Raw genomic sequence first — 25,394 nt, 5'->3', positions numbered from 1 at the left:
TATCTCGGGTTCTTTCCAACTCATTGTACCAGCCAGGCACTCTATGAATTCAAGGAATTACGGCCAGATATTTTCCGATATTCATCGCCAATCTGCGCTGTTTGGCGCGGTGACAGGAACCAATCGCCTGTTTTGCAGCAGTTTCTGGAGCTGATCACAGTTGATGCCCCCACTAGCGCAGCTGGGTCCGCCGGTCAGAGGTAACATTGCCTAGTAGCGACCCTGGTATTCTGCGGCACAGCACACTCAAAGGGCGTTTTTGGCGGAATACAAAACGGCCGGGATTGGTCTCAGTCTGCGCAAAGGCGAGACAAGTCAGTCAGCTGAGCTTCACCGCAGACTCACTTTTTGGTATTTCCGCAGCTCAAGAAACGCGGCGCGGATCTCACGAACTGCATTGAACGCGAAGCTAGAACCTGTATTCGGTGACTTGTCGATAGGTGGTGTCAGCGCGCAAAACCGTGTTGGGGAAAGCCGGCTCGTTGGGACTGTTCGGCCAGGCCTGCGCTTCCAGGCAAATGCCGGAACGGGGTGGATATGGAGAGCCTAAATGGCCGGTGTGCTTTCTTGAGAGCTTATAGCCATTATAAAGATGAATACCCGGTTGGGTCGTCCAGAGTTCCATGGATATATCGGCACAAGAAAGCCTTGCCGCTTTCAGCAACTCGCCAGAGCTTTTCCGGTGCAGGCAAAATGTATTGTTGCGGTCGACCTTGCCGAGAAGCCGCTCCTTTCTGAAGTCGAACGACGTGCCTTCTACCCTCGCCACGCTACCCGTCGGCAGCAACGACTTGGATGATGGCAGATAGCAATCGGCATTTATCTGGAGCATGTGCTGCTCGGTGGGGTGCGTCCCTGAAAAGTTGAAATAGGGATGGTGGCAGATGTTGATGATCGTGTCCCGATCGCAAGCAGCTAAGAATGTGAGCCTTAGTGTGGCTGGCTCGACAATCTCGTAACTTGCGCTCAGGATCAAAGTTCCAGGGTATCCCGCGTCTCCATTGTCGCTTTTAACTTCAAGAACGGCCTTTGTTGCCGTCCTTTTGGCCAATTCCCAATGCCGGTTCCAGAGACCATTGGAACCACCATGCAGGTGACCAATTCCTGTCTCGTTCTGCTCAAGGCATATTTCCTGATCATTCAGACGAAAGCGGCCATCGGCAATCCGATTGCCGTATCGTCCAATGACAGAACCCATGAATTGTTGGTCAAACGGGTAGATGGAAGGGTCTGCATAGCCAAGGACAAGTGGTGTATCCTTTCCTGTCAGACGCAAATCCGTCAGGCTCGCGCCATAAGTGATGACGTTGGCATGCAAGGACCTGTTGCCAATTTCAATCGCTTGCAATGGCTCAACCATTTTTGGGGAGCCGCCCACCAGTCTCTGCATCGAAAAAATGAAAATCTTCGCCGGCTGCGAACAATGGAACGACATCATGTGCGTTGAACGTGCTGCGCGTTCGGTCCAGAACGTGCATTGGTTGGCCAATGGCATCCACGAACAGCAAAGTCTCTGACCCTGTCGGTTCCACGACACGAATGTGGGCATTCCCCAGCGAGGTGCCCTGCCCTCCGACGCAGATATGTTCAGGTCGAATGCCGAGTATGATCTTTTGGCCACGGGCCTCGTCTGATGCAACTTCAGACAGATCGATGGTATTTCCAGCCGGCAATTCAAACTGACCCTGCTCAGACAAGTGGCCTTCGATCATGTTCATTGAAGGTGAGCCGATAAAGGAAGCAACAAAGCGCGTCAGCGGATTGTCATACAGCTCCATCGGAGTTCCCGTCTGCTCCACATGACCGTTGTTCATGACCACGATCCTGTCCGCCATCGTCATGGCTTCCACTTGATCGTGAGTAACGTAAACTGTTGTCGTCTTGAAACGCTGATGCAGTTCCTTGATTTCAGAGCGCATCTGCACCCGCAGTTTAGCGTCCAGATTTGAAAGAGGCTCATCGAACAGGAATAGTTTTGGGTTCCGAACAATGGCCCGGCCCATGGCGACCCGCTGACGTTGACCACCAGACAATTGCCCGGGCTTGCGTTCCAAAAGGTGGCTCAGATCCAATACGTCTGCCGCCACGTTGACTTTTTCATCGATTTCACGAGGCTTGACGCCCGCCAGTTTTAGGGAAAACCCCATATTCTTGCGAACCGTCATATGGGGATACAAGGCGTAGGACTGAAACACCATTGCAATATCCCGCGCACGTGGCGGCAAGTGATTGATGATCGAACCATCGATAGCTACCTGGCCCTTTGAAATCGACTCAAGGCCTGCGATCATGCGCAGCAGGGTCGTTTTCCCGCACCCAGAAGGCCCGACCAGAATAACAAACTCGCCGTCTTCAATGTCCAGCGATACGCCGTGAATTACCTCAAGCGAAGCGTAGGATTTTCGGACATCTTGTATTTCTATGGATGCCATTTGTCTTTCTTTCGAATTTCACACCAATTCAACGGCTTTTGGCGCCCGTTACTTCCGCAACGGCGTCAAAAAAGGAGCGCTTGGAGGGAGTGTTGATGGCCCAATTCACCGGCACGGACTGATAGCCATCGCGATAGTTGTTGTCGCCCTGGTCGTAGTATCCCCAAGGCGCATATTCCTCGACCGCCGCAAAAAGGTTGGTCACCGCAATTGAATCTTCATTGATCACAACTGGCATGGGGCAGCGTTTGAAGGCCTCTCGCTCACGTGTCCGCCGCACGACTTCGCGAGTGTTGGCCATGTTCATTTCATTGGTATGGACGAGAGCAAAGTCCGAGACCTCAAGAACGTCTTCCGTCGGGATGCCGTTTTGCAGCCCCTTCGAATCCGAAAGATCCAGCACGCCGTTGTGCCGCATGTGATAGGCGCCGCCGGCAAAGGATGTCGCCACCAACAATCTGCGCCCTTCGAGCGATCTGCTCTTTGCCAGAGCGATTAATTCGTGCACACGACCAGGCATCAGAACGTCATGGGTATAGTGAGGAATGTCAGCCTCGTTGTTGATCTCAACGAGAATGTTTTCGTGGCCGCTTTTTAACAACCAATCGCAAGCATTGATGACACCGCGTTTCACTGCATCTTCGTCAGAAATATATTTGTCCTGCCCAAAATAGTAGAGGCCGACAATGACCACGACGCCAGCAATGTCAGCTGCTTTGAGCAGACGATCCAAGCGATGCAAATAGGCTGATTTCAGATTTCCTTCGGGATCAATCGCCGTGTTGAGCCAAGGTTGTACCGTCTCTGTCTTCGTGATCGGCATACCACCTTGAAGATTGATCGTGACGGCATCGCAGCCATTGGCCTTGTATTCTGGAAGAACCGCGCAGAATTCTTCGAGATTGCGCTCTGGGTCCCAAACCCCGGTGTCGGGATAAACCCATTGATGACGCGTCTCCGGATTTTCATCGTCGAATATCGCCTGGACGACCCTGTTGTTGAACAAAAGGCCCTCGACCTGATGTCCTTTCCAGGTTCTCCCTTTGTGTGTTGGCGTTCCGTCGATTAAGAACTTTTCACCGTCGATTGAAACTCTGGTCATTGAATGCCCGCTAGGATTTGACGGCACCGGCGGTCAAACCGCCAACCAGCCATCGTTGCACGAAGAAGAAAAGCACCAGCGCCGGAATGGTGGACGCAACACACGCGGCCATGAACGCGTTTTGATACTGGCCGGCACCATCTTCAGCGGCAAAGGAACCGATACCCACTTGAATGGTCTGATAGTCCCCTGAAGACAGCAGAAGACTCGCCCACAGGAAATCGTTCCAGGCGTTGAGGAAAGTGAACACGGTCACGGCGGCGATACCCGGCAGGCAAATCGGCAAAATCACTCGCCAAAACGCGCCGAAATATGTGCAGCCATCCATCATTGCCGCCTGCTCCAGTTCCGGTGGGCAGGCAGATTGGAAGTACCCTCTCAACAGAAGAACCGCATAGGGGATTGAGAAGCCGACATAGGCAAAAATCAAACCTCCATATGTGTTCAACAGCCCCATTTCCTGAACCAGAAAATAGACAGGAAAAACACGTGTAATCGGAGGTATCAGCTGCGTGAGAAGCAACGTAACCAGAATGAGCGTTGCACCTGGAAACTTAAAGCGGGCAAGGACGTAGGCTGCCATGCAGGACACGACACTTGCTATGACGGCTGCGACCGAAGAAACGAGAAGAGAATTTCCGATATACCGCATCAACGGGATGATCTGATTGGCAATCAGATAAGGGTCGAATGACGGTGAGGCCGCCCAGAACTTGGGCGGAATGGCGTTCACCTCCGCCGTTGTTTGAAGTGAACTCTTCACCATCCAGAAGATGGGCAGCAAAATAAAAATTAACATCGAAGCCAGCGCGACAAATATCGCCAGGCGGGTGATCCAGTCACCGAGCCTTACGGAGTTTGCCTGCGATTGCGGTGCAATTGCTGAAGAGGCAACGCTCATGACCGGTTGTCCTTGGATTGAGCCCAAAGATAGAAGACGGAGATGATTGAACACATCACCAGCACGATGCCGCCCGCTGCAGCCGCCTTGCCGTATCGCAAGAACTGAAAGCCTTCCTGATAGGTCCAAACCGCAAGGACATTCGTCAGATTTCGGGGGCCACCCCCGGTCATGATGTAATTCATCTCAAAATGCCCAAATCCTCCCAGAAAAAGCAGCGCAAAGAGAACCATCAAGACAGGCCGCAACATAGGCAAGGTCACGTATCGAAACTTTGCCCAGACCCCTCCACCGTCCATTTCGGCCGCCTCGTAAAGGCTTTTAGGAATGGACTGCAAGCCAGCCAGAAGAAAGATGATGATGATCGGCAGGCCGTTCCAACAGCGAACTGCGACAATTGAAAGCATGGGAATGCTGAACGGTCCGATCGTGTCACTATCAGTCAGGAAGCGAATTTTGCGCTCAATTATTCCTGCATCCAGGAGCATACTGTTGATCGGGCTCGTATTTGTCTCCAGAAGCCATAGCCAGATGGCAGATGCGACAACAGGCGGTACAAACCAGGGACTGAGAATGACAGTCCGGAGCACAGAACGGCCGCGAAAGTCTGCGTTGATGACCTGGGCAAGAAAGAGGCCCATCAACACCGAAATACCAACAGCCAAAACTGTAAAGATCACGGTCTGCAAAACAGTCTGCAGAAACTTGTCGTTCGCCAGGATTTCGCGATAGTTGTCGAAACCGACCCATTCGGTCCCTTTCGACTGAACCGTAAGGAGGTCGTAAGACTGAAATGAAATCAACATCGTATCGACCATCGGGTAGACGCCGAGGACTATCGTGATCAATAGCGCCGGCGCGACCATCACGTAACAGAAGACGTTTTTTTCGTTCATATCGGAGTGTTGGGTCTAGCTGTCCAGGCAAGGAATGCGTGCATTCCAAGACGATCCAGATGGAAAGAAAAGGCGATCTGTCCCCCTACTGGAGAAGGGGGACAGATGCCCGGGAGGGCTGGAGCGCATTACCGATCCAGCTGAGCCTGCATCAACTCTTGAGCCGTCGTGATCGCAGCATCCATATCTTGCTGCTCAATGACAACGGAGTAGATCATGTCATAGAGGATACCGCCGGGCTCGGAGGTGGAAATGGCCGACCAAGCCGGTGCCGGATGCTGGGACGTGTGAGCATCTTCTAGCGCCTCGGCCACAACGCGTTTGTACGGTCGGTCACTCCAAAAATCCGTTGCCATAACTGCAGGTTTGGTTGCGACGGTTCCGGCTGCCTGGGACAATTTCAGCATGTTCTCGTCCCTGGACAGGTAAGCGAGCCAGTCGACGCATTGCTCAACCTTTTCAGAACCTCGCAGAACGCCAAGGTATCCCGCTCCAGAAAAACTTGCCCGGTTGGCAGGTCCAGCTGCACTTCGCGAAAAGGACCACTTCCCGTCTACTTCCGGATTTTCGGTTTCCAAGCGGTTGCCCCACGCCTGCTCAGCGCTTCCGATCATCGCAACCTTGCCGGCAACAAACGCAGGTCGGGCTTTGTACCCTTTCTCGAATGCATCTGGATCGGCAACCTTATGAACATTGACCATGTCGTGCATGAAGGTCAGCGCTTTGCGCATTGCGTCATTGTCGATTGTCGCTGTTTTCCCGTCGTCGGTCATGAATTCGCCGCCGGCCTGCCAGTACAACGGCATTAGCCAATCGACGACCTTGGCCGCTGACCCAAAGCTGTAGCCCCAGGTTTCAACCTCGCCGTTGTCACTGCGTTTTGTCATCTTCCTGGCGGCTTCAATCACCTCGTCCCAGTTTTCCGGCGGCTGGGTCACGCCGGCTTCTGCCGCTATGTCTGTGCGATAAAGCTGTGCGCGAATGTCGCCTCGCCACGGAATTCCATAAAAGTCTCCGCGCCAGGTCGAATCCTGCAATGCACCTTCATAAAAGTCTTCGACCGAAAACTTGGACTTGAAATCATTGATCGGCATCGGACCGAATTTATCTCCGCCGATAGCGGAAAAGGAATGGAGCCACCACATGTCGGCACAATCAGGCGCAGCACCACCTTGGGCGACTGCCAGCCAGGTTTTGCGTGAGGAAGACCAAGGCACGATCTCGTGGTTCACCTTGACCCCGGTTTCGGCTTCGTAGGCTTCTGTCAGCTCTTTGATCGCAGCAGTCCACTTGATCTGGTCACCATAAGTTTGCGTCCAGAACTCTATGCTTTCAGCGCCAGCTGGAGCCGCTGCCAGAAAGCTGGCTGATAGCGCCAGTACAGCTGTGGTCAGTTTCAGCTTTTCCATGGTGTCATTCCTCCATTTCACCAGAAAGGCCGCCTACGCAAGTGTGAAGCGTGCCTAGTTCCCCTCTTCGTCGGCAATTCTGCGGCGAAGCAATTCTATGGTTTTTCGGATGTGCTGGATCATCAGACGCTCTGCCTGGTCGGGATCCTTGGCTTCCAGCGCATCGATGATCGCCAGGTGCTCAGGATGAGTTTCCTCTGGCGAGCGCAAAATGCCTTGCGACAGGGACATGCTCATGATGGCATGAACAGAATCCAGCATTTTGGTAAGGTTGCCCTGCGTGACGAGCTTGGTCAGATAGGTATGAAACTCGACGTCGGCATCACGATAGGCTTGCGTGTCGCCGGTTTCGACAGCCGGTTGTGCCGCAGTGATGACAGAACGCAGATATAAGATATGTTTCTGCTCTATCGTCGGTGCCAGCAACCGGCAGATGAGACCTTCCAAGACGGCCCGCACTTCAAACAAATCCACGATCTGGCGTGTTCCGAATTCAGCCACATATGCTTCGCTGCGCGACGTCATCCGAACAAAGTCTTCGCCTTCCAGTTTTGCGATCGCACTGCGAAGCGGTGTGCGACTGACACCAAGGCGTTCCGACAGGTCTTCCTGGACCAGCTTTTCTCCGGAAACCAGATCACCAGACAGGATCATCTCGCGCAGCTGGAGATAGACTTCGTCTTCAAGGGTATTGGTATTTGACCTAGTCCGCATGTAGCTCTTCCTTTTGCAAGTAACCAAGGTGCGGAAATCTCAAACCTTTTTTGCGCATCATGCCAACCCCAATTGTGAGCGGGCATAAGTGACACTTCGGGCAAGCCAGACAGCCTCTTTGGATCGCGCCTCACTCAAATCCGGATATCCTGGAAGCCAATGCTCGAGAATTACGCTCATCTCATCAGGGTAGTCGGCCGCGCCTAGTACGGCTGCGCAGTCTGTCCGGCCATCGCCCAAGGGGCATCCCAGAATTCGAAATCCGACGCCATAGGGATCCGGTTCAATCACGTAATCCTTGAGATGGAGATTGATGGTATGAGCCGCTAACCGTCCTACGGTCTCGGCAGGCCATTCGCCGGCGCAAATCGAATTTGCAACATCAAGACAAACGCCGACTTGCGGGTCATTTATCCATCGAAGGAGCGCGACAAGACGATCGGAGGGAAAGTCGAAATGATTTTCAACGGCGATCTTGATCCTCTTGGCTCTTGCAAGCGGGAAGAGCGAAACGAACTCCGCTGCAAGGGCATCCAGTGGCTTTTCATTGTCTGGACCATCGAGGGCCACACGAAGAATGGGAGCGCCAATTTTCTCGCCGATCTCGAGATAATTGCGTACCTGCTCAACATCGAAGGACTGTGTTCCGAGCTCAAGCGTCACGCCAGCGACGCGTGCACGAGAAACCAAGGCACCGAGTTCGGCGTTCGACAGCTTGTGAAGAGGCAAGTTGTCAGCAAATTGGACAACGGACAGACCGTGACCGATTGCGACCTCCAGAACATCCAATGCACTCATAGGCACATCAGGAACCTGGTCTTTATGTCCAATTGACCAGCGAAATGCGTATGTTCCAAGACCCAGTCTCACAGCAACCCCCTGATGAGGTCACGGTAAGCTTGTGCAGGCACGCCCGAAGCTTGCGCGGCAAAGAGCGTTTTCTCTCCGATCTTGTCGAGCAGCTTCTCAAGATTTTCCATAATTTCAAACGTCGCGGCAATGGCCTCCGCGTTGTCACCAGAACGCGTGAACACGTCATAGGCAACCCAACCGTCGTAGCCGATGCGACGCATATAATGGAGCGTCTCGAGCGTTTGCCAAAGATGAACGGAAGCCGGAAGCATGTCCCAGTCGGCTCCGCGGTCGTTGTCGTTGAAATGGACGTAAAACAGACGGCCTGCTTCGCTGGCTATAGCCAATTCGGCTGCTGGACACTCACCTGCGATGAGTGCATGGCCGACATCCATCGTGACACCAATGTTTTCGGCACCCACCCTCTCACATAAATGAAGCGTCTTTCCCATAGAAGGCAGGATGATGTGGTTCTTGCTTTCAAACGCCTTGTATTCGATGCTTAGTTTGACATCACTTCGGTGATGCGCCGCTTCTGAAAAGGCCTCTATTGCCCATCGCCATTGTTGAATGTGGTCGGCCTGAAAACTGAAATCCCAGCCATCGATGAGCGGACAAACGGTGATCATGTTCGCGCCGAGCTCGACGGACATGTCCATAGCCGTCTTCAGATATGCAACCGTTTCTCTGCGAATTCCGGGATCGCGGTGAGTGAAGGACCCTTCTCTGAATTTGTCTTCAGTTTTGATGTTGACGTTTACGGCCGAGACAGCCAGGCCGCTGTCCTGCATTGCCTTAAGACCAGCACCATCTGAACCAAGATCCTGCGGATAGACGGGCTCAACGCCGTTGGTGCGCGGAATGGACTTGGCAATTTCAAGGCGCTCTTCAAATGAACGGTCGACCTGATACTGATGAAATCTATCCCGGTATCCGCCGATTGTTCCCAGCAAGATCGAATTTTTGTAAGCCAATTTCCCCGCCCTGCTAACGCTTCCTCGCCAAAAATCGACGACTGGAATTCATTTTGTATTCTCTGTATACAATGGACTCATAAAATACGGTACGCAAGCGCTTTTTGTGATTGGCTCTTCAAAGAAGCTCTGGTTCGGTTCGTTTGGAGAGGTCATAAGGACGAAAACAAGGGAGCTGCAAACAGGCTGTGGCTTCGCCAAATTCATTTTTGTGCTGAAATGAAAAACTCAAATCTATGCGCGTGAACAGAGAGTTGGATCAAATGAAACGTTGGACGACAATCGAATGCAAAGGCGAGCCTCATTGCCGGCATGAAAACGGCTTTGCTGCCCATGACGGCAAGCTCTATCTTTTTGGTGGCCGCCGGGTCCAACCCGTTGATATCTTCGACCCTGAGACCAATGAATGGACTTCAGCGTCAGCACCGCCCATGGAAATCCATCATTTCCAACCCGTCATATTTGGAAATGAAATTTGGCTGCTCGGAACAATGACGGGCGAATTCCCCCGGGAAACTCCTCTCGACAAGGTTCTGATCTACACGCCCGCCACCGATGACTGGTCTTTCGGACCTGAAATTCCTGCGTCACGCCGCCGTGGAGCGGCAGGATGTGTTTTGCACAACGATGGGTGGATCTACCTGGTTGGAGGCATTGTCGACGGACATCACTCAGGAACGCAATGCTGGTTCGACCGTATGGATCCGTCGACAGGCAGATGGGAGATCTTGCCTGACGCCCCGAACAAGCGTGACCATGCGCCCTGCGCCATCTTGAACAACAAGTTGTATTTTTTTGGAGGCAGAGAAACAGGCCGACACAATGGGCAGGACTATGATGCCTTGTTCGGCGACACAATTGCCGATGTCGACGTGTTTGATTTCGAACACCAGACCTGGTCAGTGCATCCAGAACCACTGCCAATCCAAACCGCCGCCGGTGGTGCTGCTTCTCACGGTAACAGGATTTATTACGTTGGAGGTGAAGCCCTTCGCAAGGAGGCATTCACCGATATGCAAATCTTCGATCGCAATGACGATCATTGGTCACCCGGCCCAGCTCTCAACTGCGGTCGACATGGAACAAACTGTTGCATACATGACGGCAAGATCTGGATTGCAGCAGGAAGCGGCGCACGAGGAGGTTCTCCGGAGTTAACCAGCCTGGAATGTATTGAAGTGCATAAATGAAACTCTTGTTCTTACTCGAACCGATGACCCCAAGGCGGATCGACAGTTGGCGGGACGATGTGCTGCGATTGTCAGCTGGCGCATTCTTCTGGCAGGGAGGTGCACCCAGAAACTGATAGAAACCCTGAAAGGCAATCGAAGGTAAGGATCGGCCAAGGCAGCAGGACCCCGTTTTCGAGCCTGTAGTTTCTGAAGTTGCACGTTTAGCACTCTGCAAAGAAAGCTGGAGGATGCTGCTTCAGTGCCTAACCCGAAAACTGGCTGATCCTCCCTCTTTGAAATGGGCGAACGTCATCGGCTACGCTAAATAAAGGCCATGAAGCATTGGACCGGCTTTTCACAAACATGATACCCGTTTTGGAAACCGGAACGGGGCAACATTCGGTATCGATTGACACGGGATCGCCTTGATCCGTTGTTCAAGAACGGCCTTGCCGGTGCAACGGACCTGCTTTGGCGGGTTTCAGTTCAAACTTCATCTCGATTTTTTGGAACCTCCTTTGTCAACGGCTCCCAATTCTTCGACACTTTGAACGATTTTCTCGCTTTCAGAAACACAGGCCTCAACCACCAAGTTGAGACGGTCTTTCAGGGGGTTCTCGTCATTGGCGAACAATCCCCATGCGTAGCTTATCTTCGCTGACAAGGGCCGGATCGACACACCTTCCACAGGCACGCCGAGCGCGGTCACCGGATCACATAGGGCAATACCCAGCCCCGCCCGCGCAGCCATTGCAGCACTTAGGGATGAGTTGGTGGCGATTTCTGAGGAGGGTTTGATGCTTTCTTCTCTGAAGGCACGATTGATGGCATCGCGAATACCGTAGCCGTTGCAGATCGTTGCCATCCTTTCGCGCGCAAACACCGAGAGCGGAATCGGCTCATCAACGTCGTAGCGGCTCCCCTTTCTGACCACGGCGACAACCAGAGACTCAAACCGTGCAAGGCATTTCAAGCGGTCGTGCTCACTCGGATAGGCTGAGAATCCGAGATCGGCCGTACGCTGACGAAGCGCGTGCAGAACCCGTTCCGAAGTTGTCGTTTCGACATGAACAAAGTCGGGCAACACATCGACGATCCGCGACAGTACCGGCCCGACCAGTCCTGAGGACATTGTCGGGGTTGCGACAATATCGATGGCGGCTAACCTTTCGTCCCTGATCGCATGTGCCCGCTCCGTTAGTTGCGATAGGTTGGCCATAACACGCTGGGATTCTTCAAAAAATTGGATACCCTTCTCAGTGGGCGAAATTTTCGGGCCGTTCCGCTCGAACAACGCAAATCCTACGCGCGCCTCCAGGTCCCTTACCATTCTCGTAACGGCTGGCTGACTTACCGACAGTCTCTGCGCGGCAGCCGTCATGGACCCATAGCGGACCACGGCAGCAAAAGCTTCCATTGAGCGAATGTCAGGCCGCCCATTATTCATTGTTGACATATTAGAGAACCTATCATTACGGTAAGCTATCATTGACACGTTAGTATGCAAAAATAGCATAGCAAGCTACTATGCGATCGGTAAGGGGACCGGCGCAATGACACTTGGATTTGTGAACGCGGTTATTGGGAGCACGTTCGGTCAGGCTGAGATCCGCATGGGTTCTTCTGCTCTGAAGACCGGCAGCTATTCGGATACGGACGGCTCAGTCTGCCATGCTTCTCCTCGACGGCCGTGCAAACCAAATAATTCCGACCCGGATCAAAGTGTGATCCTGCCAATGATCGTCGGTTCCAAAGAATTTCCTGGGTGGCATGCAAGATGACCAAAACACTGTCTTCTATAGACTCGCAAGGCTTGGCAGCGCTCGAGGCACGTCTCAAGGATGATCTCGATCTGCTCTGCTACCCCTCCAAGGACTGGATACCACGAAGAGACAATGTGACAGACGTCGTCATCATCGGTGGTGGCATGTGCGGAATGGTCGCCTGGCTGGCTCTGAGGACGGGTGGAGTTCACAATTTGCGCGTCCTGGACCGGGCCGCCAAAGGCAACGAAGGACCCTGGCTGGGATATGCGCGCATGGAAACCCTGCGGTCCCCCAAGTTTCTCACCGGCCCCGCCTTCGGACATGGCTCCCTGACGTTTCAGGCATGGTTCCGTGCCCAGTTCGGGACAGAAGACTGGAACCAACTGGACAAGATCCCGCGCACGATGTGGATGGACTACCTTTGCTGGTATCGCAAGGTCCTAGATATCCCGATCGAAAACGGCGTTTCCGTCGACCATGTCGAACCCGAGGGAGACTTGTTGAGACTGACGGTTTCGGGCGCGGAAACGGGCATCATTCTGACCCGCAAGCTGATCTTTGCAACGGGCCGCGACGGAACCGGCGGCCCGAATATTCCCGGGTTCATCAAGGGGCTGCCGGAGCATCTTTGGGCACATAGTGCGGACGAAATCGACTTTGCCGCGCTGAAGGACAAGCACGTCGCCGTTATCGGTGTCGGCGCGTCAGCGGTCGACAATTCGGCAGAAGCACTGGAGCACGGCGCAGCCGAAGTGCGTCATCTGGTTCGCCGCAAGGAGATGCCGACAATCAACAAGATGATGGGTATCGGCAGTTATGGATTTACCGCCGGTTATGCCGCGTTGCCTGACGAATGGCGATGGCGTTTCATGCAATACAGTTTTGCAACGCAAACCCCTTCTCCGCGCGGGTCCACATTGCGGGTCAGCCGTCACCCGAACGCTTACTTTCATTTCGACAAGGCGACGACGCGGATCGATCAATCCGGCGACGGCACACTCATCCACTTCGCGGACGGCACGTCCTATCAGGCAGACTTCGTCATCCTTGGGACCGGATTTGTCATTGACCCCATGGCGCGGACGGAATTTGGCGAAACGGCAGCGGAGATCCTCCTTTGGCATGACGTATACACACCACCTGCAGGTGAAGAGTCTGCCGATCTGGGGCGTTTTCCCTATCTGAATTCCGATTTCACCTTCAGGGAAAAGAACCCAGGCAAGGCTCCGTGGCTGAAAAACGTCTACTGCTTCAACTACGGCGCATCGGCCAGCCTCGGCAAGGTGAGCGGCGACATTCCCGGCATTAGTGATGGTGCCGCCTGGCTGTCCCGTGCCGTTGCGGCCGCGCTCTACGGCGAGGATATCGAGGTGCACTGGCAGGGGATGCAGGACTACGACATGCCGGAACTTCTTGGCGATGAATGGCAACCGACCGAGCTGCCGGTCGAAATAAGGTCAAGGGAGAGCGAGACGGTATGAATGTCTCTGACCTGACGGTTCTGAAGCAAGCCGGAGTTACACCGGACAGCACCTTGTCCGGGGTGGTGTCGATGCGCGGCAACATCATCGGAATGACGCAGGCCGCTGAGGTGGCCGTTTTACGCCCGAAAGAAACAGGAGCCTTTCCCCACGACCTTCGCGCAGCAATCGCCGCGCGCGTCGCGCGCCTCGCCGGAGATGAAACGTTGGCGGCCTATTATGTGTCTGACGCCGGACAATACGCGGCCTTGGCGGTGCCTGGAGAACCGGACATTCAGCATGAAGAATTGGCTGTGGTTTTGTCATTTGTCGACAAGATTGCAAACCAGACCCGGGACGCCGCCGGTGATGATATTTCCGGGCTGCAGGCAGCAGGCATTGCCGACGCCGATATCGTTAGGCTCTGCGAATTGGTTGCTTTCCTGGCTTTTCAGATACGTGTGATTTCCGGTTTGCGCCTGATGAATGGGAAAAACAAGTGACCCGCATCGTCCACAAATTCACCCGCAGAGTGCCCGAATGGCGCCCGCGTCTGGAGCCGGTGAAACTGGAAGAAGCCACTCGGGAGCAGCTCGATGCCCTCAGGGTGACCCCTTCCAACACCAAGGTGTCGGACTACGTCCTGACCCTTGCCCACGATGTCGAAAGCCTTTCGGTTCGCTCCCCGCTGTTCAACGCGATCATGTACGATCGTGGCGGCATGTCGCGGGAAGAACGCGAACTCGGTGCATTAGCGGCATCTATGGTCAATCGCTGCATCTATTGCGCCGCGGTTCATGCGGACCGTCATGCGAAACTGGCGAAAGACAACTCCGTGACCGACGAGCTGTTCGCTAACGGCGATAAGGCCGATCTCAGCCCGAGAAACAGGGCGATTTTCGATTTCGCACGCAAGGCCGCGGAGGCACCACCTTCCGCCGGCCCGGAAGATATCGACAAACTGTCGAGGGTGGGCCTCTCTGATGAAGAGATTTTCGATCTGATCCTGTCGTCCTCTTTGTTCGGCTGGGCAAATCGCCTGATGCATGTCTTGGGCGACCCGGTGGGCCGAAAGGAGACCGTATGAAAGATCCCATGCACATAGGCATTGCAGGGGCAGGCTCAATTGCTTGCGGCACGGCAGCGCTTTTGTACAGAAACAAGCATCTTCCGACACTCTGGTCACCCTCTGGAAAGAGCACGAACGCGTTCGAAACCGAACCCTTGCAGGCTCACGGGGTGCTCGAAGAGGAGTTTACGCCTGCTATTGCCCATTCGGCACAGGAGCTGGTCGAGGCGAGCGATGCACTGATCATCGCCCTGCCAGCAACCGGGCACAAGAACGTCATGGATGCGCTGGCACCCCATATTCGCGAGGGTCAGCACGTCATCATCTCGTCCCATGCGTCCTTCGGTGCGATCTACCTTGCGCAGGCTTTGGCGGCACGCGGCGTGAGCGCTCCCATCACCGCTTGGGGCACGACGATCGTCTCCGGCCGCCGCCAGGAAGAACACAAGGTGCGCGTCAACACCATACGCAACCGGGTTGATCTGTGTACCGTGCCCGCGTCCGGAACGGATGATGGACTGGCCCTGTGCCAGAGTTTGTTCGGTGATCGCTTCATGCCACGCGATGGCCTGTTGGCCATATTGCTGTCAAATCTCAATCCGCAGAACCACCTCGGGATCGCCCTTTGCAACATTACCCGGATGGAGCGAGGGGAGGACTGGAGCCAGGGCCTGAACGTCACGCCGAAGGTGGGACGATTGCTGGAGAAACTTGACCTTGAACGTCTTGCAATCGCTAAGGCGCTGGACCTAAAGGTCAAAACCATCTTCGAACACTTCCACCAGAGTTTCCACGTACCAGTCGGAACCATTTCCGAAATGAACCAGCAGATGCACACGCATGGTTATGGTGGCCTCGGCCCTGCGACGGCGGACAGCCGTTACGTGACCGAGGATGTTCCCTACGGACTTCAGGTCACTGTTGTTCTGGGCCGGCTGGTAGACAGGCCCGCCACGTTACACGAGGCCGGTATTAAGCTATTTTCAGCAATGTATGACCGGGATTTCGCGCTCGAAAACGAATTCCTCCATGCCTTGGATTTGGAAAGCTTCAGCCTTTGCGACTTGCAGCATGCGTCCCTTACCGGGGTGCTGCATAGACCATCCACGCCACAAACTTAACAAAAAGGATGGACCAAACTTAACCGACTAGGAGACGCTAAGATGACCAAACTTACCATTAATCGCCGACGCTTTCTGGGAACCGCTGCCGTTGGTGCGGCAACTCTGGCCAGCCCAGCCTATCTTCGCCGAGCAAGTGCCTCTGGCGGTGAAGTGAACATCTGGACGTACAACGACTTTGTTCCCGAGGCTTTCAAGAAGCAGTTCGAGGCGGACACCGGGATCAAGGTGAACATTCGCCTGGTTGATGACCAGGGCAAGCAGTTCAACCTGCTCGCTGCCGAAGCACCCAATCCCACAGTGGACATCATGACCGTGGCAGGTCACCGTTTCCTCCAGTTCATAGACAGCGACCTGCTTGCCCCGCTCGACACCGGACGGCTGAGCAACTGGGGGAACATCAATCCCACATTCTCCGAAAGCGACTGGTCCACGATCAATGGGCACAAGTGGGGTGCGCCGATCCTGTCCGGCATGGAAGTGCTCGCTTACAACACCGAGCTCGTCACCCCCGAGGAAGCCAGAAGCTGGGACGTTCTGTTTTCGGAAAAGTACAAGGGCCAGACCGCCTATATCATCCAGGACATGATGTCGATCATCATGCTCAAGATGGGTTATGACGGCAATATGGTTGCTTATCTCGACGACCCGGAAAAAGCAGCTGCGATTGTCGAGGAAGCCAAGGCATTCCTGATCGAGAAGAAACCGCTTGTCAGAAAATACTATGACAGCGGAGCCGAAGTGCAGCAGATGTTCATCAACCAGGACATTGCGCTTGGGCACAGCTGGAACGGTCCCGCCGCGGCACTCATCAACGATGGTTTCCCGCTGGCCATGACCATACCGCAAGAGGGCTCCTACGGCTTTGTCTACACCTACAACATAGCCAACAACGCCCCCAATTCGGACAATGCCTACATCTTCCTTGACGCCATCCTGGCCTCTCCGGAAATCGGTGCGTCGATGACCAAGGCGTCCGGCTTCATCTCCACCTACAAGGACGCGTCGAACTACCTGACGGACCTTGAAAAGAAATCAACCTCGTTCTCGGACGACGAACTTGAGAACCTGCAGTTCTTCCGCGCCGAGGCGAACGAGATGAAGTACGGGCTTGTCGATCCGGCGGTTGAAGCCATCAAAGCGGCCTGAGCCGTTGCTCTGACGAGCAAAAAAGACCTTGTCCGCCAAGAAGGCGGACAAGGCAATCAAGGCAAATTGGGGGAATTCTGGCATGAGCGATGAAGTCGCTCCACGCACTGGACGTGGCCCTGACACTTCGGAAAGAAAACATCTGACGTTCTGGGGTGCATTGTCAGGCTGGAAGCCGTATCGGCTGATTATCGGGATTGCAACCGCATCGCCGCGCCGCCAGTTCCTGATCCTTGCTGCCTTTCCGTTGCTTTGGGTTCTGACCCAGCACCTTGGACCAATGCTGCAAATGCTTCGGGTGAGCTTTACCGATGCCTATCCGGTTGCACCCGGTGTCGAGCAGCATTTCACTCTGGACAACTATGCGCGTTTCTTCGGCGATTATATTTTCTGGCAGCCGTTCTTCCGCACGCTCACCTTTGCCAGCGTCTTCACCTTTTGCACTTTGATCCTGACCTACCCCGTCGCCTATTTTCTGGCGCGTCACGTCAGCCGCAAAAACCAGATGTTGATGCTTCTTTTGTTGTTGATCCCGTTCTGGGTCGGCGAAATCGTCCGCACCTATGCGATCATGATCCTTCTTGGAAATACCGGAGCGGTGAACCAGTTGCTCAAGTGGCTGAGCCTGATCGATCGGCCCATCCCGTTCATGTACACCAGCTTTTCCATGGGCGTCGGGATCGTCTACCTGACAGCGCTCTACATGCTGTTACCGCTTTATTCGGCGCTGGAGAAACTTCCCAGAAGTTACAACGAAGCCGCTGCCGACCTCGGCGCTTCGGCCTGGACCCGTTTTCGAAGGGTCACCCTTCCTCTCACGCTGGAAGGTATCTCATCGGGATGTACACTGGTGTTCCTGATATCGACCGGGTTTTATGCAACTCCGGTTCTGCTCGGTGGCCCCTCGACAACCGTGTTTGCCGAAACGATTGCCGGGTTCTTTCATGTCGCAGGCGATGAGTGGCCGACAGGTGCCGCCTTTGCGACAATCATGTTCCTTGCCGCGATAATCCTGACCGGTGTCTTCCAGAAACTGATGAACTCTCTTCGCAAAGGAGACAAGAATTGAACCGGGGTAACCGCATTCTTCTGTCTTGCGTCTACTGGGCCTTTGTTCTCTACGTCTTCGTCCCGCTGGTCCTGATGATTGTCATGGGCTTCAAGGACAGCAAGTTTATCGGTTTTCCGATCCGCTCGTGGACACTCGATTGGTATACCGGTGTCTTCGACGATGCGGCCGTACCGTCGGCATTTGTCTATTCGGTCGTCATTGCAGTTCTCGCGACAATCATCTCCGTTTTCGTCGGAACCTGGATTGCGGTGCTCCTGGAAGGCAGAAAGTTCCTGGGCCGGACCGCAATCTTCGGTTTGACCGTTCTGCCTGCACTCGTGCCTGGCATCATTTCCGCCATTGCATTCCGGATCTATGCCAGGTGGCTCGGCATCGAACCTGGAATGGGCGCTATTGTTTGGGCGCACGCGGTTCACAACGTACCATTCGTGGCCCTGGTGGTGATGGCCCGGCTGTCGACACTACCAAAAAGCCAGATTGAAGCGGCGCGAGACCTCGGCGCTGACCCCATCATAGCCTTTTTACGGATCACCCTGCCCTATCTTGTACCTGCCATCCTGGGTGCCAGCATCTTCTGCCTGTTGCTCAGCTTCGACGATTTCGTCCGTTCCTTCTTCCTGGGAGGATACGATCCGACCCTGCCGGTTCTGATTTTCGCCAAACTCAGATCCGGCATGTCACCGGAAATCAATGCCATTGCGACAATCGCCCTGATCCTCACAGCGGCAATCGGCATATGGGCCGAACGATTCACCCGCCGTATGAACAAGGAGTCTTGAAATGACTGAAACAAATCCCCTTGTTCGCATCGAGGGCGTCACCAAGAAATTCGGTGAGACGGTCGCCCTTGACAATTTGACGCTTGATATCGCCCGGGGTGAATTCGTTACCTTCCTCGGCCCGTCCGGTTGCGGCAAATCCACGACACTCAGAATTCTAGGGGGCTTTGAGCGGCCGACGTCCGGCCGTGTCATCCTGGATGATCTGGACGTCACGCGACAGCCGCCGGAGAAGCGGCATGTGAACATGGTGTTTCAGGACTATGCCTTGTTTCCACATATGACCGTACGCCAGAACATCTCTTTCGGCCTTGAACTAAAAGGTATGAACAAGACTGATATCCGCCTCCGGCAAGACGAAATAATGTCATTTCTGGAACTGGAAAACTATGGAAACCGATATCCTGGGCAACTGTCTGGGGGGCAGCGACAGCGGGTGGCGCTGGCCCGGGCGCTTGCTCCAGATCCCGCCCTTCTTTTGCTCGATGAGCCGCTGGCAGCACTCGACGCGAAACTCCGCGGTCAGGTTCAGCAGGAACTCAAGGCGATCCAGCGGCGAACCGACAAGACCTTCTTCTTCGTGACCCATGACCAGGAGGAAGCTCTGACGATGTCGGATCGCATTGTGGTCATGAACCATGGGCGCGTTGAACAGGACGGCACACCCGAGGAACTTTATTTCCATCCCGCGACCAGGTTTGTCGCTGAATTCATCGGAGAGACGAACCTTCTGACTTGCAAGATGCGCGGTCAAGATGGCGATGCGATTGTGATGGACTGGTTTGGCCAAACGTTAAAAGGTCAATCGCAAGGCCATATTCCCCAGGTTGGCGATACGATCACGGCATCTGTCCGGCTGGAAAAACTCGCCTTCCATACAGCCCGGCCCGAGCACTCAAATGCTGTAAGGGGAACCGTTGTTGGCAAGACTTTTCTTGGTAGCCGCATGTCGGTCGACCTGATGGTCGAAGAAGCGCAGGGTGCAAAGCTCCGCGCCTTCGTTGATGCGGATGTCGGTCAATCGGTCGGCTCCGAACCGGTTTGGATAGGATGGGACAGTGAAAGCATGGCCGTGCTTCGCACCTAATACCAACCTCAACCAATAAGAACCTAGGACCACACCAATGTCCGTCATCTGCAAATCTGCAATGGTTGGCTGTGAACCGTTTCCGGTCTGCGGAACTTACGACGGGAACCCGTCGGTCTACGAATTGCATCGGAAGCGCACAGCTTCAGGGAAATTCAGCCGCAGGTAGTGCCTCGGAAATCGATGCCGAACTTCGATCTTCGGGCATGATAGGATCTAGGCCGTGGACTCATAAAATCCCAGCCATAAGCGGAATGCCGCAAGCTTGATGAAGGCAAGGAAGTTTGCTGCCAGCTAGTCGTATCGCGTAGCAATTCGTCTGCAGTGTTTGATGCGGTTGTAGCAGGTCGTATACGGCCCATAGCGTTTGGGCAGGTCACGCCACGGTGCTCCTGACCGAAGTACCCAGAAGATGCCATTGAGGACACGCCTGTCATCCACACGAGGCACGTCTCGGGACTTGCAAGGCAGGACAGGTGAAATCAACTGCCATTCGGTGTCGGTAAGTGCATATCTCATGTTCAAGGCTCCTTATCTGAGCTTGAATCGCGTCGACATGCCAAAGTTCAATGTCTGCTTTGCCCCCATATGCTGACCTAATCCACAAGATCGACTGATTACTTCGAGCACAGCTGGAGGGTGATATTTGGAGTTGCGTCATCCCGCTGCCCCAATTCAAGTAGAATATCTGAAGCACTCCGAACGACTCTAGAACCATGTTTTTATGAGAAGAATTATTAAGATCACCGCTGCTGCAGTTTTGCTGCTTTTCTTGGGGGTGCTGGGATACGGAGCATATGGCTATTTTGATGCGCTCGCAGCTTCAGAAGAACTCGAAGCAAGAGCCGAGAGCCTTCTGGCCGAAAATTTGGGTGGCTCATCGCTCGGTGAAGAACGTTACCGTCAGCTTCTAGTGGTCCAAGATCCGGCCTTTGAACAACACAGCGGCGTGGATGTGACAACGCCGGGTGCCGGTATCACGACCGTGACGCAATCGCTTGCCAAGCGGGTTGGATTTGAGAATTTCACGCCCGGGATCGGAAAAATCCGACAGACCGGTTACGCACTCGGCTTGGAGACACGATTGAGCAAAGAACAGATTATGGCGCTTTGGCTCGATACACTTGAAATGGGGCGGGGGCCGGACGGCTGGGTCACAGGATTCCATCGTATGAGCGAAGCGGTTTACGGCGCAACGCCCGACACAATTGCGGATGATGAGTATCTATCCTTGCTTGCAGTCCTAATTTCACCGGGCCGCTACAACCTCGGCAGCGACGACCAAGCACTTCAAGAACGTACGGTACGTATTCGCCGTCTTGTTTCGGGGGAGTGTGCGGCCAACGACAATTCAGACGTGTGGCTTGAAGGCTGTAGGTAGGATAGAAACGCTGCGCTCTGGCACCCTACTCAGTCGATTGGACGGCCACGCCACACCCGCCGAAAGCGGTCATGCACATCCAATTGCTTATGAGTACACACCCTAGTGGCCTTTTGACAGGTCATGGATATCAGCGATGCTTGCGACCAACGGATCAGGCTAGAACTGCGCAGCGCCGAACTCCAGCATGCACAGGATGGTCTAGGTGTCTGCCGGTTCGTTCCTTGGTTTCTATTGCCTGGCTTCGATTTTCAAAGAGTGGGCAAAGTTCGCCAGCTTTTCTGCCGGCATCGCTCATCAGGCAATCGGCAGATCCGGGCCTATTGGCACAATCGCGCATTCGTAAACAAACTTCTCACAAGGCTAAGAGAATTTGCCCAATGGCCTTAGCCCGATTTTTGCACCTTTCCCCTATGGTGATTATCGAAATTCCGTTCGGTACAGAAAATCTCTCAGGGAAACAGGGACAATGCTCACAACAGGTTTCGATGCGACAACCGATGACGCGCAAGCCAACGAAATAAAGCTCCCGAACGCGAGCTCGAAATTCTATCCGATCATGGGCTCAAACATCAGCGTACAGGCGATAGTCGAAGGATCACTCCTTGCCGATATCGAACTTGACCCCGTTCCCGAATACGGCATCCATTATTGAAGGGTAGTTGAAGCGCTGATTGCCGGAAGGACCAGCTTTCCAGAAGCTGGAAAACAAAAACGGTTCCTTATTCACCATCCTGAAAATTTGGTTCGAACACGGCCATATGATTGTCCGGAGAACTGGCAAAGAGCTCTGCTTGGACGGCGATTTGATATCTTTTGGCCACTGCCGTCACGCGCAGATCCGATAACTCAAATGCAAGCTTCTCCCAACTCATCGACCCTCACTAAATAGGCAACCATTTCAGGCCTTTCTTAGTGTCTTTCAGATCTCCAAATTTGCTGTTTCGACCTGGAAAATGTCTTTCTGGCCAGAGCATTTGTTCATTGCAGTGACCCGGCTCGGGCTATAACGAAGCCAGGTCCCTGAGCATCAATGCGATGCCTGGAAAGAAGATCAGCAGGGCTGACATCAAGAAGAGGATCACGAAGAACGGAAACGTTCCCTTGATCACCTCCATGTAGGGCCGGTTGAAGATTGCGATCGCGGTGAAAATATCACAGCCGAATGGTGGAGTTGCGGACCCGATTGCCATTTGCAGCGTCACCATCACACCGACAAGAACCGGATCAAGTCCGGACGCATCGACTATCGGCACGAAGATGGGTGTCAGAATAACCAGCACCACCAATGAATCGACAAACATGCAGCCAACGAAAAAGCTCAGCGCGATCACAGCAAGAATATACTTGTCCGATGCACCTTCCAAATTGAGCGGTTCAAGCAAGCCTTGAGGAATTTGCTCAAAGGAGATGTACCAGGAAAACGCCTGCCCAACACCGACCAGAATGAAAACGACAGCCGTAATCAAGCCTGTGCTGAGCGCCGCGTTCAGGATGTCATTCAGCTTGAGCTCACGGTAGATCACGCATTCAACAATCAGCGCATAAAGAACTGAAAAGGAAGCCGCTTCGGTCGGCGTCACCGCGCCTGAATAGATGCCGCCCACGATAAGGGCGGGAAACCCCAAAGGCAGCAGCGCCTTCTTGATCGCGGCAATCCGCTCGGCAGCGGTCTTGCGTTCCACGAGAGCAATCGTGTCACCTTGAAGCAGGCTGTAGACGTAACAATAGGCCGAAAAAAGTGTTGCCAGAACGATACCAGGTCCAATACCCGCGATGAACAGTTCACCGACGCTGGTATTGGCAAGAGTGCCGTAGAGAATGAGACCGATACTTGGTGGAATGAGAAAGGCAATGTCACTGGCATTGATGATCAATGCCATGACAAAACTGTCCTTGTATCCTGCCTTCAACAGCTTTGGGCGCATGATCTGGCCGACCGAAACCACCGTAGCTTGCGTGGAGCCGGACACGGAACCAAAAAGCGTGCAACTGAGGCAGGCAGTGATTGGCAGCCCTCCCCGGCGATGGCCAAAAAAGGCTTCGATCAGTCCAAGTAGATTGTTGGCAGTGTGACCGCGCGCCATGATATCGGCCGCCAATATGAACATCGGAACGGCTATCAAAGCATTCGGTGAAATTCCGGTGACGATCTGCTGGATGATGACACCGGTGTCAATCTGAGAAAAGTGAACCAATCCGACCATTGCCGCGACGGCCAAAGGCACAACCATCGGGAAACTGAGAAACAGCAGCACGATCATTGTCACGATCAGGGTGAAAGTGATGACATAGATGTCCAGTTCGCCTGCGACTATATCGTTGAGGAAGCTCATGATGTCGCTCATCTCAAACGCCAATATCTTCAGCTTCACCGTCCTGGACATCCAGTGACAGATACGTCCCCCTCTGGGTGACGTTCATCAAAAACGCAATCAGGTATTGGAGACTTGCCATCGCAAGACCAACGGGAATGACCGCATATATCAGATAGACAGGAAACTGCAGGGCCGGCGACAACCGATTGATGCCCTTGACTTCCTGGACATAGAGAACCGATTTGTAGGTCAGGAACATCAGCAGCAGCCCTGTCGTGAGCGAGATCAGCGTCAGCAGGACCTTCTTGGAACGCGGTGAAAGCGCGTCATAGACGGCAGTCATGCGAATGTTTCGTCCCCGTCGGACCGCATAGGCGAAACCGACGAATGTGACACCCACAATCAGAAACTGGTTCAATTCTTCAGCGAAAAACAGGCTTTGTCCAAATACATATCGACCGATCGCGTTGGCGGTTGAGTTCACCATCATCAGCAATATTGAAGTGATGATTATTGCCTTTTCGGCGAACTCAATGCCTCTGTTTGCTGTTAAGAGAAGCGTTTTCATTATCATCTCCCGTCTGCTGGCCGTTCATCGGCACAGCCGCGCCCTCCTCGCGCATAGAACGCAAAAGGCACGGGAATTCCGCCCGCGCCATTCGCGCATTCCTTGCCGGCCTACGAGGCGTCCTTCACCTCTTGAATCAGGTTTTCAAGAATTCTTTGGGCGCGATCTCGAGCCTCTGACTTTTCCTCCTCGCCATAAGCGTTTTCCACGACGGCGTAGTAGGTTTCATGCAAGCCTGTGCTGAGGTCCTTGAAAACCGCGCGCTCTTCTTCATTAAGCACAACAACTTTGAGGTCAGGGCGCTCTGCCAGGATTTTGTCCATATTTTCCTTGTTGATTTGGAGCTGATAGTCGTGTGCTGCCTGCTCCGCAGCGTCTATGGCCTTGTGGACCATGGCCTGCTTTTCAGCACTCAGGCCGTTGAACCATTCGCTGTTGGTGGAGACCGTGCCGACATAGGGCTGCTGCCCCGGAAACATCAGATAGTCCTGCACTTCATGCCACTTGGCATTGTAGATAAAGTAAATCGGGTTGACCATGCCATCGACGGTTTTGAGCTGAAGAGCACCGTAGACTTCACCCCAGGAAAGCGGTGTCGGCGTTGCCCCGAAGGCCTTGTAGGTTTCCACCGGAATTGTTGACGTAAAGGTCCGGATTTTCTGTCCGTCGAAATCCGCCGGGCTCCGAATTTCCTTGTTGGCTCCCCAGGCCATTTCGCCTTCGGAAATCATAGTCAATAGCTTCAGATTGACCTTTTCGAAGCGGTCGCTGAGGTCGTTGTAGATTGTTTCACTGCCTGTTAGGACCTTGCGAATGACATCCACATCGCTTCCAAGGACATAAGGAACACTGAGCGCCTGTACCTCTGGCACGTAGGACCCCAAATGACCGGTGCCAACTGAAACAAATTGAACGACGCCTTTGGCTGTCAGCTCAACAATGTCGTTTTCGGTTCCCAACTGTCCGTAATAGAAGATCCTGACCTTGATATCGCCGCCCGACTCTTCCTTGATCGTCTCGGCAAATTTCTTTGCAAAAATGTCCTGCACATCGTTTTTGTCCTCCTCGGAGGCAAACTTCCATGTCTCAGCGCCGGCACCGGTCGCAAGGCCAACCGCCAACACTGCTGGAATGACTAATTTCGTGAATAATTTCTGCATGTTGCTTCCTTT

At 53.9% G+C, this 25,394-nt stretch carries 25 protein-coding genes and 1 pseudogene; 12 read left to right on the top strand and 14 right to left on the bottom strand.

The window, feature by feature from the left end:
• Nucleotides 1-204 (top strand): hypothetical protein (locus Q0835_RS12515; RefSeq protein ID WP_298961594.1); only part of this gene is annotated, 204 nt, incomplete at its 5' end.
• 205 nt (nucleotides 205-409) lie between these two features.
• Here Q0835_RS12515 and Q0835_RS12510 read toward each other — a convergent pair.
• The 9 genes from Q0835_RS12510 to Q0835_RS12470 form a co-directional block, all read right to left on the bottom strand.
• Complete coding sequence (locus Q0835_RS12510; protein WP_298961591.1) at nucleotides 410-1,360, bottom strand: aldose epimerase family protein; 951 nt, start codon at nucleotides 1,358-1,360, stop codon at nucleotides 410-412.
• The gene (gene ugpC / locus Q0835_RS12505; protein WP_298961588.1) at nucleotides 1,353-2,432 is read right to left on the bottom strand and encodes a sn-glycerol-3-phosphate ABC transporter ATP-binding protein UgpC; all 1,080 of its coding nucleotides are present in this window, start codon (nucleotides 2,430-2,432) and stop codon (nucleotides 1,353-1,355) included. Before ugpC ends, Q0835_RS12510 begins: the two co-directional genes overlap by 8 nt.
• 28 nt (nucleotides 2,433-2,460) lie before the next feature.
• Nucleotides 2,461-3,534 (bottom strand): hypothetical protein, encoded by a 1,074-nt coding sequence (locus Q0835_RS12500; RefSeq protein WP_298961585.1) that lies wholly within the window; start codon nucleotides 3,532-3,534, stop codon nucleotides 2,461-2,463.
• A gap of 10 nt (nucleotides 3,535-3,544) precedes the next feature.
• Entirely contained in the window at nucleotides 3,545-4,435 is an 891-nt protein-coding gene (locus tag Q0835_RS12495) for a carbohydrate ABC transporter permease (protein WP_298812800.1), read from the bottom strand.
• Nucleotides 4,432-5,331, bottom strand: coding sequence for a sugar ABC transporter permease (locus tag Q0835_RS12490; RefSeq protein ID WP_298812802.1), 900 nt, complete (start codon nucleotides 5,329-5,331; stop codon nucleotides 4,432-4,434). Before Q0835_RS12490 ends, Q0835_RS12495 begins: the two co-directional genes overlap by 4 nt.
• A 128-nt stretch (nucleotides 5,332-5,459) precedes the next feature.
• Entirely contained in the window at nucleotides 5,460-6,740 is a 1,281-nt protein-coding gene (locus Q0835_RS12485; protein WP_298961582.1) for a sugar ABC transporter substrate-binding protein, read from the bottom strand.
• 54 nt (nucleotides 6,741-6,794) lie between these two features.
• Complete coding sequence (locus Q0835_RS12480; RefSeq protein WP_298812807.1) at nucleotides 6,795-7,454, bottom strand: GntR family transcriptional regulator; 660 nt, start codon at nucleotides 7,452-7,454, stop codon at nucleotides 6,795-6,797.
• A 57-nt stretch (nucleotides 7,455-7,511) separates the two neighbouring features.
• Nucleotides 7,512-8,324, bottom strand: coding sequence for a sugar phosphate isomerase/epimerase (locus Q0835_RS12475; protein WP_298961580.1), 813 nt, complete (start codon nucleotides 8,322-8,324; stop codon nucleotides 7,512-7,514).
• Entirely contained in the window at nucleotides 8,321-9,280 is a 960-nt protein-coding gene (locus tag Q0835_RS12470) for a sugar phosphate isomerase/epimerase (RefSeq protein WP_298961578.1), read from the bottom strand. Before Q0835_RS12470 ends, Q0835_RS12475 begins: the two co-directional genes overlap by 4 nt.
• Before the next feature lie 263 nt (nucleotides 9,281-9,543).
• Between Q0835_RS12470 and Q0835_RS12465 the strand changes: the two genes are divergently transcribed.
• On the top strand, nucleotides 9,544-10,470 hold the full coding sequence (locus tag Q0835_RS12465; RefSeq protein ID WP_298961576.1) for a kelch repeat-containing protein: 927 nt from the start codon (nucleotides 9,544-9,546) through the stop codon (nucleotides 10,468-10,470).
• Between the two features lie 475 nt (nucleotides 10,471-10,945).
• Here Q0835_RS12465 and Q0835_RS12460 read toward each other — a convergent pair whose 3' ends face one another.
• Nucleotides 10,946-11,908 carry a LysR family transcriptional regulator gene (locus tag Q0835_RS12460; RefSeq protein WP_298812818.1) on the bottom strand — a complete coding sequence of 321 codons (963 nt, stop codon included), beginning with the start codon at nucleotides 11,906-11,908 and terminating at the stop codon, nucleotides 10,946-10,948.
• A gap of 321 nt (nucleotides 11,909-12,229) precedes the next feature.
• Between Q0835_RS12460 and Q0835_RS12455 the strand changes: the two genes are divergently transcribed.
• From Q0835_RS12455 to Q0835_RS12420, 8 genes are all read left to right on the top strand, one after another.
• Nucleotides 12,230-13,699 carry an NAD(P)/FAD-dependent oxidoreductase gene (locus Q0835_RS12455; RefSeq protein ID WP_298961574.1) on the top strand — a complete coding sequence of 490 codons (1,470 nt, stop codon included), beginning with the start codon at nucleotides 12,230-12,232 and terminating at the stop codon, nucleotides 13,697-13,699.
• Entirely contained in the window at nucleotides 13,696-14,181 is a 486-nt protein-coding gene (locus tag Q0835_RS12450) for a hypothetical protein (RefSeq protein WP_298961572.1), read from the top strand. The genes Q0835_RS12455 and Q0835_RS12450 overlap by 4 nt, the downstream gene beginning before the upstream one ends.
• Nucleotides 14,178-14,765, top strand: coding sequence for a peroxidase-related enzyme (locus Q0835_RS12445; protein ID WP_298961569.1), 588 nt, complete (start codon nucleotides 14,178-14,180; stop codon nucleotides 14,763-14,765). Before Q0835_RS12450 ends, Q0835_RS12445 begins: the two co-directional genes overlap by 4 nt.
• Nucleotides 14,766-14,773: 8 nt before the next feature.
• Complete coding sequence (locus Q0835_RS12440; protein WP_298961630.1) at nucleotides 14,774-15,868, top strand: NAD/NADP octopine/nopaline dehydrogenase family protein; 1,095 nt, start codon at nucleotides 14,774-14,776, stop codon at nucleotides 15,866-15,868.
• Between the two features lie 42 nt (nucleotides 15,869-15,910).
• Nucleotides 15,911-17,017, top strand: coding sequence for an extracellular solute-binding protein (locus Q0835_RS12435; RefSeq protein WP_298961566.1), 1,107 nt, complete (start codon nucleotides 15,911-15,913; stop codon nucleotides 17,015-17,017).
• Nucleotides 17,018-17,099: 82 nt separating this feature from the next.
• Nucleotides 17,100-18,086, top strand: coding sequence for an ABC transporter permease (locus Q0835_RS12430; protein WP_298812830.1), 987 nt, complete (start codon nucleotides 17,100-17,102; stop codon nucleotides 18,084-18,086).
• Nucleotides 18,083-18,868 (top strand): ABC transporter permease, encoded by a 786-nt coding sequence (locus tag Q0835_RS12425; protein WP_298812832.1) that lies wholly within the window; start codon nucleotides 18,083-18,085, stop codon nucleotides 18,866-18,868. The genes Q0835_RS12430 and Q0835_RS12425 overlap by 4 nt, the downstream gene beginning before the upstream one ends.
• Nucleotide 18,869: 1 nt before the next feature.
• Nucleotides 18,870-19,955, top strand: a complete 1,086-nt coding sequence (locus Q0835_RS12420) for an ABC transporter ATP-binding protein (RefSeq protein ID WP_298961563.1) — start codon at nucleotides 18,870-18,872, stop codon at nucleotides 19,953-19,955.
• A gap of 327 nt (nucleotides 19,956-20,282) precedes the next feature.
• Here Q0835_RS12420 and Q0835_RS12415 read toward each other — a convergent pair.
• Nucleotides 20,283-20,474, bottom strand: a pseudogene (locus Q0835_RS12415) (transposase); the annotation flags it as partial.
• A gap of 205 nt (nucleotides 20,475-20,679) precedes the next feature.
• On the opposite strand from Q0835_RS12415, the gene Q0835_RS12410 reads away from it, so the two are divergent.
• Both Q0835_RS12410 and Q0835_RS12405 read left to right on the top strand, forming a co-directional pair.
• On the top strand, nucleotides 20,680-21,336 hold the full coding sequence (locus tag Q0835_RS12410) for a transglycosylase domain-containing protein (protein ID WP_298961560.1): 657 nt from the start codon (nucleotides 20,680-20,682) through the stop codon (nucleotides 21,334-21,336).
• A 469-nt stretch (nucleotides 21,337-21,805) separates the two neighbouring features.
• Entirely contained in the window at nucleotides 21,806-21,991 is a 186-nt protein-coding gene (locus tag Q0835_RS12405) for a hypothetical protein (RefSeq protein ID WP_298961557.1), read from the top strand.
• Between the two features lie 349 nt (nucleotides 21,992-22,340).
• Here Q0835_RS12405 and Q0835_RS12400 read toward each other — a convergent pair whose 3' ends face one another.
• The 3 genes from Q0835_RS12400 to dctP all read right to left on the bottom strand — a co-directional run bounded on the left by Q0835_RS12400 (nucleotide 22,341) and on the right by dctP (nucleotide 25,382).
• Entirely contained in the window at nucleotides 22,341-23,684 is a 1,344-nt protein-coding gene (locus Q0835_RS12400; protein WP_363324503.1) for a TRAP transporter large permease, read from the bottom strand.
• A gap of 1 nt (nucleotide 23,685) precedes the next feature.
• Nucleotides 23,686-24,222 carry a TRAP transporter small permease gene (locus Q0835_RS12395; protein WP_298961554.1) on the bottom strand — a complete coding sequence of 179 codons (537 nt, stop codon included), beginning with the start codon at nucleotides 24,220-24,222 and terminating at the stop codon, nucleotides 23,686-23,688.
• A 110-nt stretch (nucleotides 24,223-24,332) separates the two neighbouring features.
• On the bottom strand, nucleotides 24,333-25,382 hold the full coding sequence (gene dctP / locus Q0835_RS12390; RefSeq protein ID WP_298961552.1) for a TRAP transporter substrate-binding protein DctP: 1,050 nt from the start codon (nucleotides 25,380-25,382) through the stop codon (nucleotides 24,333-24,335).
• Nucleotides 25,383-25,394: the final 12 nt, after the last annotated feature.

It is taken from the genome of uncultured Roseibium sp. (assembly GCF_947499295.1).
Classification (GTDB): domain Bacteria; phylum Pseudomonadota; class Alphaproteobacteria; order Rhizobiales; family Stappiaceae; genus Roseibium.
Note: the sequence above shows the minus strand (reverse complement) of the source record. Positions and strands in the feature narration are given on the sequence as shown.

Bases quoted from the DNA above. Each gene is read 5' to 3' on its own strand.
- Q0835_RS12460 (WP_298812818.1), bottom strand. From the start codon at position 11,908: ATGTCAACAATGAATAATGGGCGGCCTGACATTCGCTCAATGGAAGCT.
- Q0835_RS12500 (WP_298961585.1), bottom strand. From the start codon at position 3,534: ATGACCAGAGTTTCAATCGACGGTGAAAAGTTCTTAATCGACGGAACG.
- Q0835_RS12420 (WP_298961563.1), top strand. From the start codon at position 18,870: ATGACTGAAACAAATCCCCTTGTTCGCATCGAGGGCGTCACCAAGAAA.
- Q0835_RS12495 (WP_298812800.1), bottom strand. From the start codon at position 4,435: ATGAGCGTTGCCTCTTCAGCAATTGCACCGCAATCGCAGGCAAACTCC.
- Q0835_RS12465 (WP_298961576.1), top strand. From the start codon at position 9,544: ATGAAACGTTGGACGACAATCGAATGCAAAGGCGAGCCTCATTGCCGG.
- ugpC (WP_298961588.1), bottom strand. From the start codon at position 2,432: ATGGCATCCATAGAAATACAAGATGTCCGAAAATCCTACGCTTCGCTT.
- Q0835_RS12430 (WP_298812830.1), top strand. From the start codon at position 17,100: ATGAGCGATGAAGTCGCTCCACGCACTGGACGTGGCCCTGACACTTCG.
- Q0835_RS12510 (WP_298961591.1), bottom strand. From the start codon at position 1,360: ATGGTTGAGCCATTGCAAGCGATTGAAATTGGCAACAGGTCCTTGCAT.
- Q0835_RS12395 (WP_298961554.1), bottom strand. From the start codon at position 24,222: ATGAAAACGCTTCTCTTAACAGCAAACAGAGGCATTGAGTTCGCCGAA.
- Q0835_RS12480 (WP_298812807.1), bottom strand. From the start codon at position 7,454: ATGCGGACTAGGTCAAATACCAATACCCTTGAAGACGAAGTCTATCTC.
- Q0835_RS12490 (WP_298812802.1), bottom strand. From the start codon at position 5,331: ATGAACGAAAAAAACGTCTTCTGTTACGTGATGGTCGCGCCGGCGCTA.
- Q0835_RS12405 (WP_298961557.1), top strand. From the start codon at position 21,806: ATGCTCACAACAGGTTTCGATGCGACAACCGATGACGCGCAAGCCAAC.
- Q0835_RS12485 (WP_298961582.1), bottom strand. From the start codon at position 6,740: ATGGAAAAGCTGAAACTGACCACAGCTGTACTGGCGCTATCAGCCAGC.
- Q0835_RS12440 (WP_298961630.1), top strand. From the start codon at position 14,774: ATGCACATAGGCATTGCAGGGGCAGGCTCAATTGCTTGCGGCACGGCA.
- Q0835_RS12400 (WP_363324503.1), bottom strand. From the start codon at position 23,684: ATGAGCGACATCATGAGCTTCCTCAACGATATAGTCGCAGGCGAACTG.
- Q0835_RS12435 (WP_298961566.1), top strand. From the start codon at position 15,911: ATGACCAAACTTACCATTAATCGCCGACGCTTTCTGGGAACCGCTGCC.
- dctP (WP_298961552.1), bottom strand. From the start codon at position 25,382: ATGCAGAAATTATTCACGAAATTAGTCATTCCAGCAGTGTTGGCGGTT.
- Q0835_RS12455 (WP_298961574.1), top strand. From the start codon at position 12,230: ATGACCAAAACACTGTCTTCTATAGACTCGCAAGGCTTGGCAGCGCTC.
- Q0835_RS12450 (WP_298961572.1), top strand. From the start codon at position 13,696: ATGAATGTCTCTGACCTGACGGTTCTGAAGCAAGCCGGAGTTACACCG.
- Q0835_RS12410 (WP_298961560.1), top strand. From the start codon at position 20,680: ATGAGAAGAATTATTAAGATCACCGCTGCTGCAGTTTTGCTGCTTTTC.